Here is a 12,640-nt window from a genome sequence, read left to right as displayed (position 1 = left end):
TGCTTCGCAAACCGCCGCAAATTCAAGGAAAAGCGTCGATCACGAACATTGCAAAACATGTTCCTCCGACTTAATCAGGGCGCCTTACCCCTTTCATTCCAGACGGATGCCGCGATGACCGAAGCCAAGCCGAAAAACAGAGACGATCTTTTCGCTTTCCTCGATGGGCTCGGTATCGCGCACAGCACGCGGCAGCATGCTCCGGTCTTCACCGTGGCCGAATCGGTGTCGCTGCGCGATGAAATCCCTGGCGGGCATACAAAAAACCTTTTCGTGAAGGATAAGAAGGATCAGTTCTTCCTGCTGACCGTCGAAGAGCATGCCGTTGTCGATCTCAAGACCGTGCATGCATTAATCGGTGCGGCCAGCAAGGTTTCGTTCGGCAAACCGGAAAAGCTGATGGAATATCTTGGCGTGATCCCCGGCGCGGTCACGGCCTTTGGCGCTATCAACGACACGGGCATCAATGTGACCTTCGTGCTCGACGTGGACTTGATGAAGGAGGAGATCGTCAATTGCCATCCGTTGTCCAACGATGCGACAACGTCGATTGCAAGCGCAGACCTCATCCGCTTCATGGAAGCGACCGGCCATAAGCCGCTTGTCTTGAAAGTGACGGCCTGACATACGATTTTAGCGCTAGAAAAGCCGGGCACCGGCATGGCGGGAGATACCAATGAGCGGCAGCGACAATCCTTACGGCAATTCCTTCGGCACGCAGATGTCGGCAACGGCGAACTTCGGTTCGGCGCCGCAGCCGGCGGCAGGCGGCGGACATATCAAGGATACGACAACCGCCACTTTCACGACGGACGTCATCGAGGAATCGCGCAACCAGCCGGTGCTCGTTGATTTCTGGGCGCCTTGGTGCGGCCCCTGCAAGCAATTGACGCCGGTGCTCGAAAAGGCGGTCAACGAGGCGCAAGGCCGCGTGAAGCTCGTGAAGATGAATATCGACGACCATCCGTCGATCGCAGGCCAACTCGGCATTCAGTCGATCCCGGCCGTGATCGCCTTCGTCGGCGGCCGCCCGGCCGATGGTTTCATGGGTGCTGTGCCGGAAAGCCAGGTTCGCCAGTTCATCGACCGCCTCGCCGGTCCTGCCGGTGCGGATCAGGCTGCGGAGATCGAAGCGGTGCTTGAGGAGGCGTCGGGCCTTCTTGCCGCGGGCGACGTCAATGGTGCCGCGCAGCTCTACGGTGCAGTGATGCAAGCCGATCCGGAAAATGCCAAGGCGCTTGCTGGAATGGCCGAATGCATGATTGCCGCCAACCAGCATCAGCGCGCTCGCGAAGCCTTAACCGATCTGCCGGAAGGGCTTGCCAATGACGCCGGGATTCAAGCCGTCATCACGAAGCTCGATCAGATCGAAGAAGCTCGCAAGCTCGGCGATCCCGTCGCCCTGGAGCAGGACCTTGCGCTCGATCCGGACAATCACGACGCACGCATGAAGCTTGCCAAGATCCTGAACGTCGAGGGAAAGCGCGATGAGGCGGCAGACCATCTGCTCCACATCATGCGCAAGGACCGGACCTTCGATGACGATGGCGCGCGCCGTCAGCTCCTGCAGTTCTTCGAAGTCTGGGGCTTCAAGGACCCGGCAACCGTGTCCGCGCGGCGCAAGCTTTCAGCGATGCTCTTCTCATAACTTTAGAAACCTTGCCCTTGCGTTTTTGGGCAAGGGCACCACATTTCAGAGGCAGAACAGGAGTATCGTTTCGCTCCTGCCGGTTGGTTGCGGGACAAGGTTTGATGCAAGTCGGGAATGCAAGATATTTAAAGCCCGGCGATCTGCCAGATTCGATCGCCGTCTTTCCTCTGACCGGCGCTCTTCTTCTGCCTACGGGACAGCTTCCGCTGAATATTTTCGAGCCACGTTATCTCGCGATGTTTGACGCCGCTCTGGCCGGCAATCGGCTGATCGGCATGGTCCAGCCCGCGCTTGGTGATAACGATTCGACGGCGGGCGAGAAGAGTGGCGAACCTCATCTCGCTCCCGTCGGCTGCATCGGGCGGATCACCTCTTTTGCGGAGACGGGCGACGGGCGCTATATCGTTTCGCTGACGGGCGTTTGCCGCTTTCGCCTACTTGGCGAAAAAATGACGCATGAGCCGTTCAGAAGCTTCCACATCGCTCCCTTCATTTCCGATCTCTCCGCACGCGATGAGGAAGACGCCGTCGATCGTGGCGCCTTGCTCTCCGCGTTCAGGGCTTATCTCGATGCGAACAAGCTTGAGGCCGATTGGGAAAGCGTCGAGCGCGCCAGCAACCTGACGCTCGTGAATTCGCTTGCGATGATGTCGCCCTTTGGCCCTGCCGAGAAGCAGGCGCTGCTGGAGGCGCCCGATCTTAAGACCAGAGCGGAAACCCTGATCGCCATTACCGAAATCGTGCTCGCGCGCGTCTTCGGTGACTCCGATACGGTTTTGCAGTAAATCATCGGGTATGGACGAAAAACTCAGCCGTGTTGATCCGAAACTGCTTGAGCTCTTGGTTTGCCCGCTGACCAAGGGAAGGCTCAGCTATGACCGGGAGCACAACGAACTCGTCTCGGAAAAGGCGCGCCTTGCCTATCCGATCCGTGACGGCATCCCGATCATGCTGGTGTCAGAGGCACGGAGGCTTGACGATTAGATCGTCTCGCCTGCCAAAAGCCTTGGATTGTTCCTGGCCGCCGTGCCGGCCGCCTGCCCGATGAAGAAGGACTTGAGGCTCGGCAGCCTGTCGACGATGCCGAGGCCGACATCGCGGGCAATGCGCACCGGCATTATGTCATTCGAGAACAACCGGTTCAGCACGTCGGTCGTAACCCCCATGCGGAAGGTGTCGAAGCGGCGCCAGGTCTGGTAGCGTTCGAGAATATTGATCGAGCCAATATCGAGCCCGAGGCGGTCGGCCTCGACGACGGTCTCAGCCAGCGCGGCCACGTCCTTGAAGCCGAGATTGAGACCTTGGCCGGAAATCGGATGAATGCCGTGTGCCGCATCGCCGGCAAGTGCAACGCGCGGTGCCACGAAGGCGCGGGCAAGCGTGAGGCCGAGCGGGAAGGCACGCTTTTCGCCAATGACCTTGAGCGCGCCGAGCTTGTGCCCGAAACGGCGCTCCAGTTCCTCCTCGAAAATCAGGTCGTCGTCGGAAACAAGCCGGTCGGCATCGTGCGTGCGTTCGGTCCAGACAAGGGAGGAGCGGTTGTTGGTGAGCGGCAGGATCGCGAAGGGGCCGGATGGGAGGAAATGCTCTTCGGCGCAGCCATTGTGCGGCCGCTCATGCTCGACGGTCACAACGATGCCGGACTGGCCGTAATCCCAGGTGACCGTCTTTATGCCCGCCAGATCGCGGAGCTTCGACCGCACGCCGTCACAGGCCACGAGCAGGCGTGACTCCAGCATGCTGCCATCGGACAGCGTGATGGAAATCCGGTTTTCTTCCGTCTTCAGGCCAGAGGCGCTCAGTCCATGCCGGATTTCGATGCCGAGCCGGTCGCAGACGCCGCGCAGCGCGCGGACCATGACGGCGTTCGGGATCATGTGCGCGAAGGGGCGGCCATCTTCCACTTCACCGTCGAAGGTAAGGAAAACCGGACGCACCGGATCGGAGGTCCTGGAATCGGTCACGATCATCTTGGTGATCGGCTGGGCTTCCGGAAGGATTTCTTCCCAGATGCCGAAGACCTCCAGCATCTTCGTTGCTGCGGCGATGACTGCGGAGGCGCGCATATCCTTCTGCCAGACATGCTCAGGCGATGCTTCAACGACCGCAATCTCAAGGTGGGGGGCTGCCTGCTTGACCGCGACCGCCGCGGAAAGGCCGACATAACCTCCGCCAACAACCAGCATGTCCAGCATCGCCTGCTCCCCGCGCTTGTGATTACAATGACGATCTATATAGATCATCGCATCCCCACTTCCTACCGTCGGGAGCTGAACAAATGATGGAAGACGCAGCCAAGCCCACGGCCATGGAAACGCTGCTCGCGACGCTCGATCTCGAGCCGATCGAGGTCGATATCTTTCGTGGTCGCAGCCCGCAGGTTGGCTGGCAACGCGTTTTTGGCGGACAGGTGATCGGTCAGGCACTGATGGCTGCCCAGCGGACGATCGAGACAGAGCGCTTCGTTCACTCACTCCATGCCTATTTCATGCGGCCGGGCGATCCTTCCGTGCCGATCGTCTATCAGGTGGAACGCATTCGCGACGGATCGAGCTTCAATACGCGCCGGGTCGTGGCGATCCAGCACGGCAAGGCGATTTTTGCGCTCTCGTGCTCCTTCCAGATCGAGGAACCGGGTTTCGATCACCAGATCGAAATGCCGGATGTTCCGACGCCGGAAAAGCTGCTCGGCGAGCAGCAGATCAAGGAACAGTATCTCGCGCATGCGCCGCCGGCTGTGCGCAAATACTGGGAGCGCGAACGGCCGATCGAAATCCGGCCGGTTTCGCTGACGCACTATTTTTCCGACAGGAAGCTCGATCCCCGTCAGGACGTCTGGGTGCGCGCGACGGGGCCGGTCCCGGATAACCGGCTCTATCAAGCCGCAGTGCTTGCCTATCTCTCAGACATGACGCTACTTGATACCTCGCTCTACGCTCACGGAACGTCGATCTTCGACCAAAGCCTGCAGGTTGCGAGCCTCGACCATTCCATGTGGTTTCATCGGCCTGATAAACTTACGGATTGGCTGCTTTACACGCAGGATAGTCCATCTGCTTCCGGCGCTCGTGGGCTCACGCGCGGTAGCCTGTTCACGCGGTCTGGCGTTCTGATTGCGTCAGTCGCGCAGGAAGGTTTGATTCGGAAAAAGGCAAATGAATAAAAAATGTGCATTTTTTCAAATTTGGGCATTATTTGGGCGGTTCTTGCCCTACCATTTGCCTCTTAAATAGCATCGTTCATTATACTCTTTATTTTTCAATAACTTATAGTCTGCTTCGAATCTGGCACGCCCTTTGAATGTATATCCCCAGTCGCTGTTCGTGAATGTCAGCGGCAAGGAGAGTCGGCTCCGCGCCGAGGATAACGAAGGATGGGAAAACCAGATGAAAATTGTGATGGCCATTATCAAGCCGTTCAAGCTCGATGAGGTCCGCGAAGCCCTCACGGCGATCGGCATCCAAGGCCTGACCGTGACCGAGGTGAAGGGCTACGGACGCCAGAAGGGGCATACCGAAATCTATCGCGGTACGGAATATGCAGTCAGCTTCCTGCCGAAGCTCAAGATCGAGATCGCCGTCGCATCAGAAATCGTCGACAAGGCCGTCGAAGCCATCGCGTCGTCAGCCAAGACCGGCCAGATCGGCGACGGCAAGATTTTCGTCTACTCGATCGACCATGCCGTCCGTATCCGCACGGGCGAAACCGATACCGAAGCGCTGTAAGAACGGCTGAGCAAGGAGCTTTATTCCAATGTCAATTTCGAAGTTTTCCTCCACATTTGCGCGGCTCGGGGCTGCGTCTGCCGCGCTTTTCGCGCCGGTCGTCGCCTTCGCGCAGGAGACCGCGCCGGCTGCTGCCGATGCCGCGGCTGCAGCGGCTCCGGCCTTCACCATGGACAAGGGTGACAATACCTGGATGCTCGTCTCATCGGCGCTCGTGCTGTTGATGACCATTCCGGGCCTGGCTCTCTTCTACGGCGGCCTCGTGCGCGCCAAGAACATGCTCTCCGTGCTGATGCAGGTATTCATGATCACTGCCGTTGTGTCCCTGATCTGGGTCACCTACGGCTACTCGCTGGCCTTCACTGACGGCGGCTCGCTGAACAGCTTCGTCGGCGGTTTCTCCAAGGCCTTCCTCGCCGGCGTCAACACGGCGTCGCTTGTCGAGACCTTCTCGAAAGGCGTCGCCATTCCGGAATACACCTTCATTGTGTTCCAGATGACGTTTGCCTGCATCACGCCCGGCCTCATCGTCGGTGCGTTTGCCGAGCGCATCAAGTTCTCTGCCGTCATCCTGTTCGTTATCCTGTGGGTCACCTTCATCTACTTCCCGATGGCGCACATGGTTTGGTTCTGGGGTGGTCCGAGCTCGTACACTTCGCCGTCCGGCCTGATCTTCTCCTATGGTGCAATCGACTTCGCCGGCGGCACGGTCGTTCACATCAATGCTGGTATTGCCGGCCTCGTCGGCGCCATCATGCTCGGCAAGCGCACGGGCTATAAGAAGGAAATCATGGCTCCGCACTCGATGACGCTCACCATGGTCGGCGCAGCGCTCCTGTGGGTCGGTTGGTTCGGCTTCAACGCCGGCTCCAACCTCGAAGCAAATGCCTACGCTTCGCTTGCCATGATCAACACTTTCCTCGCAGCCGCTGCTGCCGCTGTTTCCTGGTGCATCGTTGAAACCTTCGCCCGCGGCAAGGCTTCCATGCTGGGTGCTGCTTCGGGTGCAGTTGCCGGTCTCGTTGCCGTTACTCCGGCAGCAGGCTTTGCAGGTCCGATGGGTTCGATCGTTCTCGGCCTCATCGTTTCGCCGGTCTGCTACTTCTTCGTCGACGTCGTGAAGAACAAGTTCAACTATGACGACAGCCTTGACGTCTTCGGCGTCCATTGCGTTGGCGGCATCATCGGTGCAATCGGCACCGGCATTCTCGTCAACCCGGCTCTCGGCGGTGCAGGCATCGTCGACTATTCGACGGCGGATTTCGCTGCTTCTTATGCTGGTACGGCAACTCAGGTCTGGGCTCAGTTCAAGGGCGTCCTGACGACCCTCGTCTGGTCGGGCGTTGGCTCTGCGATCCTCTACAAGATCGTCGACCTTATCATCGGCCTGCGCGTAACCCCGGAGGCAGAACGCGAAGGTCTCGACCTGTCGACCCACGGCGAAGCTGCCTACCACTCTTCTTGATCACAGGGATTGCGGCGCCCAGCAGAGGGCGCCGCAGAACAGCCCGTCGCGGCCTATCGAAATATATAGGCCGCATCTTGGCCCGGACCTTTTCAGGTTCGGGCCTTTTTATTTGCCGGTCGGGCCTATCCGATCTCTCATGGTTAACATCGCTTTAACCCTCCTTTGATTAGGTGGGGCGGACGCATATTGCGTGGCGACGCCTCGGCGACTCGCGCGCTCAGCATTGGACGGGTTGGGTATATGGCAAGAAGCACTTCGCCGGTGATCGATAACCGGCCGGACCGTTTCTCCCTCTCAGGGTTCGTGCTCAGGCAGGCGCAAGCTCTCCTGGGTTTTGCGATCTTCCTGCTATTGGCGCTGGCGGTTGCAGCACTGGCGACATGGAACGTCTCAGATCCGAGCTATTCCTACGCAACCGGCAATCCGCCGGCAAATGTCCTGGGATATGGCGGCGCCGCCTTTGCCGATATCGCGATGCAGTTTTTCGGGCTTGCCAGTGTTGTGGCGCTGCTGCCGGTCGTCGCCTGGGCCCTGGCATTGATTTCCGGCCGCCGCATCAGCCGCATTCCCGCTCGAGCCGGCGCCTGGGCCCTAGGTTCGGTCCTTTCGTCTGCCGTGATCGGTTGCATCCCGCCGCCCCTGACATGGCCGATCCCCAACGGTATAGGCGGCGTCATCGGCGATATGATCCTTCGTTTTCCGGCTCTTTTCGTCGGCGCCTACCCGAGCGGCGCGTTCGCGACGGCTGTCGGCGGCGTGTTCGCGCTGCCCACCGCCTGGATGATGCTATTTGCTGCGGGCATCGTTGGCCGCACGGAAGCCGACGAGGACGTGAGCGATGCATTCGTGGCTGCACCGTCCAAGGCCCGCTCGATTGGTGATGAGGATGAAGACGACGAAGAGGGTGGGTGGCTTGCATTCGGAGCGTTGACGCATGTCTGGTACATGAGCCAGGCGCGGATGCGCCGCATCTTCGGCCTAGGGCCGCGCAAGCGCCGTCAGAGCGATTTCGAATCGCCCTATGACTTCAACGACGATGAATTCGGTACCCTGAACGAGCCCGTCCGCGCCAAGGCGCCGGCAGGCCGCGGCGAGCGCCTGGAGCCGTCAATGGAACCACGCAACGGTTCGCTCCGCCGTGTCGTCTCCGCGCCGTCGATTTCGCTCAACGACGATGATGATGACGATGTGCCGTTCGATAGCGACATGCCGCCGCGTCCGGCCGATATTCTGCCGGACGACGACGAGGGCTGGATGATGCGTGCACCGGCGAAGACCGCTGGCGGCAAGCCCGAGCCGCGCGTCGTGCCGCAGGTCTCGCGGCCAAAGCCTGGTGCTCGCATCGAGCGCGAGTCGCAGGGTTCCTTCATTCGCCCAGAGGGCTTCCAGGTTCCCTCGATTCATCTGCTTGCCGAGCCAAAGAACGTCGTTCGCGACTCGTCGCTTTCGGCCGATGCGCTGGAGCAGAATGCCCGCATGCTCGAAGGCGTCCTCGAAGACTTCGGCGTCAAGGGTGAAATCATCCATGTCCGCCCCGGCCCGGTCGTCACGCTCTATGAGCTTGAGCCGGCTCCCGGCATCAAGTCCTCACGCGTCATCGGCCTTGCAGACGATATTGCCCGCTCCATGAGCGCGATCGCCGCCCGTGTCGCCGTGGTTCCCGGCCGAAACGCGATCGGAATCGAATTGCCGAACTCGACGCGTGAAACGGTGTACCTGCGGGAACTGATCGCATCACGCGATTTCGAAGGCTCGAAGGCAAAGCTTGCGATGGCGCTCGGCAAGACAATCGGCGGCGAAGCCGTCATCGCTGATCTTGCGAAGATGCCGCACCTGCTCGTTGCCGGTACAACTGGCTCCGGCAAGTCGGTTGCCATCAACACGATGATCCTGTCACTACTCTACCGTCTGACGCCGGAACAGTGCCGCCTGATCATGATCGACCCGAAGATGCTCGAACTCTCAGTTTACGACGGCATTCCGCATCTGTTGTCGCCGGTCGTCACCGATCCGAAGAAGGCTGTCGTCGCGCTCAAATGGACCGTCCGAGAGATGGAGGAGCGTTATAAGAAGATGTCGAAGATCGGCGTCCGCAACATCGACGGCTTCAATGCACGCGTCGAGCAGGCGTTGGTCAAGGGTGAGGCCATTTCGCGAACCGTGCAGACAGGGTTTGACCGTCACACCGGCGAAGCGATGTACGAAACCGAGGAATTCGACCTGCAGCCGATGCCCTACATCGTCGTTATCATCGATGAAATGGCCGACCTCATGATGGTCGCCGGCAAGGATATCGAGGGCGCCGTCCAGCGCCTGGCGCAGATGGCGCGCGCCGCCGGTATTCACGTGATCATGGCCACCCAGCGTCCGTCCGTCGACGTTATCACCGGCACGATCAAGGCCAACTTCCCGACGCGCATCTCCTTCCAGGTCACGTCGAAGATCGACAGTCGCACGATCCTCGGCGAACAGGGTGCCGAACAGCTGCTCGGCATGGGCGATATGCTCTACATGGCGGGCGGCGGACGCATTCAGCGTGTCCACGGTCCCTTCGTGGCCGATATGGAAGTCGAGGAGATCGTTTCTTATCTGAAGACGCAGGGCGCGCCGCAATATCTCGAGGCGATCACTGCAGATGACGAGGACGACGATGATTACGGCGGCCCTGCGGGCACCTCCAATCTGGCGGATTCCGATGACCCCTATGATCAGGCAGTGGCCATCGTGCTTCGCGACGGCAAGGCTTCGACGTCTTATATCCAGCGCCGTCTCGGCATCGGCTATAACCGCGCCGCTTCACTGATCGAGCGCATGGAGCAGGAAGGCGTCATCGGCCCTGCGAACCATGCGGGCAAGCGCGAAATCCTGGTTCCGACCGAAGGCGATATCCTCGATCGCTAGCGGCCGGAAAAGCCGCCGGGGCAATGGCTTCACGGAAACCTGATAGCCTCGAAAGCGTTACCTTCTGCAGCGGTGCGTCTGCGCCATGAAGACGCCGCCTTTCGGCAGCATGCAGGTCGCATCAAAGGAGACCCAGATGACCAATTCGGATTCCGGCTTCAAAGGCCTCTCGCTCACCCGCCGCCATCTTGTTGGTGCACTGGCGCTGGCTGCCGTTTCAACTGCAATTCCAGTCGAAGCCTTTGCGCAAGCTGCTGCCGGCGGTTCCGCGACGGCACAGGCGATCGCTGATCATTTCTCTGGCGTCGCCACAATGCAGGGTGATTTCGTCCAGTTCGGCCCACGTGGCGAACAGACAGGCGGCAAATTCTACATTGAGCGCCCCGGCAAGCTGCGCTTCAACTATGACAATCCGTCGCCGATCAGGGTGATCTCCGACGGCAGGAATGTCGCCGTCGGCAACCTGAAGCTTAAGACCTGGAGTCTCTATCCGCTTTCGAAGACGCCGCTCAGCCTGCTGCTTGCACGCAGGATCAACCTGTCGGACGGTTCGGTGAAGAGCGTGAAGGAGGAATCGGATCTGACCACGATTGCGCTAGGTAACAAGACGATCTTCGGCAATTCGACGATCACGATGATGTTCGATCCGAAGACCTACGATTTGCGCCAGTGGACGATCACCGACAATCAAGGCAAGAACACGTCGGTGATGGTGTTCAACGTGAGGACCGGCGTTCAGTTTGATCAGAAGGTTTTCAGAGTGCCGTATGAAAGCATTCCAGGTACTGCCGCTAACCGCGACTGATGCCATATGACTTTCTGTGAAAAACGCCCGGTGAAAGCCGGGCGTTTTCGTTTGCGGACGTTCCATCCGACGTGCCTTTGCTCTAAGGCCTTTTCCATCTCTTTTTAAAGGCAATGGCATGAGCTTCTCGATTACCACCTGGAACATCAATTCGGTGCGCCTGCGCATGCCGATCGTTGAGCAGTTTGTGCTCAAGCACAGGCCGGATATCCTCTGCTTGCAGGAAACCAAGGTTCCGAACGAGCTCTTTCCAGCGGCTCCGCTTCGCGCCATGGGTTATGAGCACATCATCGTGCATGGCCAGAAAGGCTATCACGGCGTTGCTATTGCATCGCGCATCCCGCTCCGTGAGGATCATCGCCTGGACTACGGCAATGTCGGCCATGCCCGCCATATCTCCGCGATCTTTGAGCGGGAAGGGCGCCGCGTCAGGCTGCACAACTTCTATGTGCCCGCCGGCGGTGACGAGCCGGACCCGGCCGTCAATCCGAAGTTTGCCCATAAGCTGGATTTCGTCGAGGAAATGAAGCTGCTGAAGGCTAACGGCGAAGCGAATACCTCGGCCATCCTCGTCGGTGACCTGAACATTGCGCCGCTCGAGCACGACGTCTGGTCGCACAAGCAGCTGCTGAAGATCGTCAGCCATACGCCGGTCGAAACCGAGGGTCTGCTGGAGGCGATGAAGCGCGGAGCCTGGCTCGATCTCATGCGTCAGCAGGTGCCGGCGAGTGAGAAGCTCTATACTTGGTGGAGCTACCGCGCCAAGGACTGGGAAGCCGCCGATCGCGGCCGCCGCCTCGATCATATCTGGTCGTCATCGGACCTCGGTCCGTTGTTGCAGCGCATCGACATCCTGAAGGAAGCTCGCGGATGGGACCGCCCGTCCGACCACGTGCCGGTGACCGCGCATTTTAATCTCTGAGATCTACGAAAAACGGTGAAGCTGCGCAGTCGCCCGCGCCGCCAATTCCGCGATGTTGTCGCGAATGCGGCTCTCTATGATCCGGGCTGCGTCCGGATATTCCTCGATTAGCCTGTGGAAGAGCGCCCGCGTGATGCGGATGACGCTGGAATCCTCTCGGGCCACGGCCGTGAATTTGCGCTCCACCAGCGTTACCAGCGCGAGTTCGGACAGCAGTGTGCCGGGACCGGCGATGTGCTTGACCTTGGGATGGCCATCGGGGTCGGCCGTGCTGAGCTCCAGCGCACCGCCGGCAACCACGTAAGCGCTTTCGGCGGGCGATCCCTCGCGGAAGAGCATCTGTCCGGTGGAAATCAAACGCCGGTCGGCGCCGAAGGCGATCAACCGCAGCTGATCGGCAGACATGCCTCTGAAGAGCTGCTGCTGCGAAAGCAAGTTGATATCGTCTGTCAGCGCCATCCGGCTCTTTGCCCTACGGTATGATTTTGTAGCCGCCGTTTTCCGTCACGAGGATTTCGGCGTTCGAGGGATCGCGCTCGATCTTCTGGCGCAGGCGGTAGACGTGTGTTTCAAGCGTATGGGTCGTCACGCCGGAATTGTAACCCCATACTTCCTCAAGAAGCACGTCGCGGGTAACGACCTTCTGCTCTGCGCGATAGAGGTAGCGGATAATCGCCGCTTCCTTCTCCGTGAGACGGATCTTCTGGCCGTTCTCGGCGGTGAGCAGCTTTTGGCTCGGCTTGAAGAGATAGGGACCGACCGTGAAGGTTGCGTCCTCGCTCTGTTCATGCTGCCGAAGCTGAACGCGGATGCGCGCCAGAAGCACTGCAAAGCGGAATGGCTTGGTGACATAATCGTTGGCGCCGGCTTCCAAACCAAGGATGGTATCTGAATCCGTGTCGTGCCCGGTCAGCATGATGATCGGCGCCTTGAAACCGCCCTTGCGCAGAATCTTCACGGCTTCGCGCCCATCCATGTCCGGCAGTCCCACATCCATGATGAGAAGGTCGATAGGCGTGCTGCGCGCAACCTGTACGCCTTTGCCGGCTGTTGCCTCTTGCAAAACCGTGAATTCATCATAGAGCGCAAGCTGCTCCGTGAGTGTTTCGCGGAGGTCGCTATCATCATCCACCAGTAGAATGGTGCGTGCGGTCATGCGGTTCTGTTC

General features: G+C 59.7%; 13 protein-coding genes. 10 read left to right on the top strand and 3 right to left on the bottom strand.

Translation table 11 applies throughout. The features are described 5' to 3' along the window. The first annotated feature begins 114 nt into the window (after positions 1–114). The 4 genes from N2599_RS17040 to N2599_RS17025 all read left to right on the top strand — a co-directional run bounded on the left by N2599_RS17040 (position 115) and on the right by N2599_RS17025 (position 2,635). Positions 115–624 carry a prolyl-tRNA synthetase associated domain-containing protein gene (locus N2599_RS17040; protein ID WP_027511795.1) on the top strand — a complete coding sequence of 170 codons (510 nt, stop codon included), beginning with the start codon at positions 115–117 and terminating at the stop codon, positions 622–624. 52 nt (positions 625–676) lie between these two features. After that, a complete protein-coding gene (trxA, locus tag N2599_RS17035; protein ID WP_027511794.1) occupies positions 677–1,648 on the top strand; it encodes a thioredoxin in 972 nt (323 codons plus the stop codon). A gap of 104 nt (positions 1,649–1,752) precedes the next feature. Beyond that, a complete protein-coding gene (locus N2599_RS17030) occupies positions 1,753–2,436 on the top strand; it encodes an LON peptidase substrate-binding domain-containing protein (RefSeq protein WP_027511793.1) in 684 nt (227 codons plus the stop codon). A 10-nt stretch (positions 2,437–2,446) separates the two neighbouring features. Further along, the gene (locus tag N2599_RS17025; protein WP_027511792.1) at positions 2,447–2,635 is read left to right on the top strand and encodes a Trm112 family protein; all 189 of its coding nucleotides are present in this window, start codon (positions 2,447–2,449) and stop codon (positions 2,633–2,635) included. Here N2599_RS17025 and N2599_RS17020 read toward each other — a convergent pair. Beyond that, complete coding sequence (locus tag N2599_RS17020; RefSeq protein WP_027511791.1) at positions 2,632–3,846, bottom strand: ubiquinone biosynthesis hydroxylase; 1,215 nt, start codon at positions 3,844–3,846, stop codon at positions 2,632–2,634. The genes N2599_RS17025 and N2599_RS17020 overlap by 4 nt on opposite strands. Before the next feature lie 83 nt (positions 3,847–3,929). On the opposite strand from N2599_RS17020, the gene tesB reads away from it, so the two are divergent. The 6 genes from tesB to N2599_RS16990 all read left to right on the top strand — a co-directional run bounded on the left by tesB (position 3,930) and on the right by N2599_RS16990 (position 11,472). Beyond that, a complete protein-coding gene (tesB, locus tag N2599_RS17015; protein WP_027511790.1) occupies positions 3,930–4,814 on the top strand; it encodes an acyl-CoA thioesterase II in 885 nt (294 codons plus the stop codon). Positions 4,815–5,037: 223 nt separating this feature from the next. Continuing rightward, positions 5,038–5,376 carry a P-II family nitrogen regulator gene (locus N2599_RS17010; protein ID WP_027511789.1) on the top strand — a complete coding sequence of 113 codons (339 nt, stop codon included), beginning with the start codon at positions 5,038–5,040 and terminating at the stop codon, positions 5,374–5,376. Positions 5,377–5,404: 28 nt separating this feature from the next. Continuing rightward, positions 5,405–6,841, top strand: a complete 1,437-nt coding sequence (locus N2599_RS17005) for an ammonium transporter (RefSeq protein ID WP_027511788.1) — start codon at positions 5,405–5,407, stop codon at positions 6,839–6,841. A gap of 243 nt (positions 6,842–7,084) precedes the next feature. Continuing rightward, positions 7,085–9,745, top strand: a complete 2,661-nt coding sequence (locus N2599_RS17000; RefSeq protein ID WP_027511787.1) for an FtsK/SpoIIIE family DNA translocase — start codon at positions 7,085–7,087, stop codon at positions 9,743–9,745. Positions 9,746–9,881: 136 nt separating this feature from the next. Next, a complete protein-coding gene (locus N2599_RS16995) occupies positions 9,882–10,550 on the top strand; it encodes an outer membrane lipoprotein carrier protein LolA (protein ID WP_027511786.1) in 669 nt (222 codons plus the stop codon). Positions 10,551–10,668: 118 nt separating this feature from the next. Beyond that, positions 10,669–11,472 (top strand): exodeoxyribonuclease III, encoded by an 804-nt coding sequence (locus N2599_RS16990; protein WP_027511785.1) that lies wholly within the window; start codon positions 10,669–10,671, stop codon positions 11,470–11,472. A 3-nt stretch (positions 11,473–11,475) separates the two neighbouring features. On the opposite strand, the gene N2599_RS16985 is transcribed toward N2599_RS16990, so the two are convergent. Both N2599_RS16985 and N2599_RS16980 read right to left on the bottom strand, forming a co-directional pair. After that, the gene (locus N2599_RS16985) at positions 11,476–11,931 is read right to left on the bottom strand and encodes a cyclic nucleotide-binding domain-containing protein (protein ID WP_027511784.1); all 456 of its coding nucleotides are present in this window, start codon (positions 11,929–11,931) and stop codon (positions 11,476–11,478) included. Positions 11,932–11,944: 13 nt separating this feature from the next. Continuing rightward, positions 11,945–12,628, bottom strand: coding sequence for a response regulator transcription factor (locus tag N2599_RS16980; RefSeq protein ID WP_027511783.1), 684 nt, complete (start codon positions 12,626–12,628; stop codon positions 11,945–11,947). Positions 12,629–12,640: the final 12 nt, after the last annotated feature.

Origin of the sequence: Rhizobium sullae (genome assembly GCF_025200715.1) — a bacterium.
Lineage (GTDB): Bacteria > Pseudomonadota > Alphaproteobacteria > Rhizobiales > Rhizobiaceae > Rhizobium > Rhizobium sullae.
Note: the sequence above shows the minus strand (reverse complement) of the source record. Positions and strands in the feature narration are given on the sequence as shown.

Coding starts and splice junctions, on each gene's coding strand:
- N2599_RS16985 (WP_027511784.1), bottom strand. CDS start 11,931: ATGGCGCTGACAGACGATATCAACTTGCTTTCGCAGCAGCAGCTCTTC.
- N2599_RS17005 (WP_027511788.1), top strand. CDS start 5,405: ATGTCAATTTCGAAGTTTTCCTCCACATTTGCGCGGCTCGGGGCTGCG.
- N2599_RS17025 (WP_027511792.1), top strand. CDS start 2,447: ATGGACGAAAAACTCAGCCGTGTTGATCCGAAACTGCTTGAGCTCTTG.
- N2599_RS16980 (WP_027511783.1), bottom strand. CDS start 12,628: ATGACCGCACGCACCATTCTACTGGTGGATGATGATAGCGACCTCCGC.
- N2599_RS17020 (WP_027511791.1), bottom strand. CDS start 3,846: ATGCTGGACATGCTGGTTGTTGGCGGAGGTTATGTCGGCCTTTCCGCG.
- trxA (WP_027511794.1), top strand. CDS start 677: ATGAGCGGCAGCGACAATCCTTACGGCAATTCCTTCGGCACGCAGATG.
- N2599_RS16990 (WP_027511785.1), top strand. CDS start 10,669: ATGAGCTTCTCGATTACCACCTGGAACATCAATTCGGTGCGCCTGCGC.
- tesB (WP_027511790.1), top strand. CDS start 3,930: ATGATGGAAGACGCAGCCAAGCCCACGGCCATGGAAACGCTGCTCGCG.
- N2599_RS17000 (WP_027511787.1), top strand. CDS start 7,085: ATGGCAAGAAGCACTTCGCCGGTGATCGATAACCGGCCGGACCGTTTC.
- N2599_RS17040 (WP_027511795.1), top strand. CDS start 115: ATGACCGAAGCCAAGCCGAAAAACAGAGACGATCTTTTCGCTTTCCTC.
- N2599_RS17030 (WP_027511793.1), top strand. CDS start 1,753: ATGCAAGTCGGGAATGCAAGATATTTAAAGCCCGGCGATCTGCCAGAT.
- N2599_RS16995 (WP_027511786.1), top strand. CDS start 9,882: ATGACCAATTCGGATTCCGGCTTCAAAGGCCTCTCGCTCACCCGCCGC.
- N2599_RS17010 (WP_027511789.1), top strand. CDS start 5,038: ATGAAAATTGTGATGGCCATTATCAAGCCGTTCAAGCTCGATGAGGTC.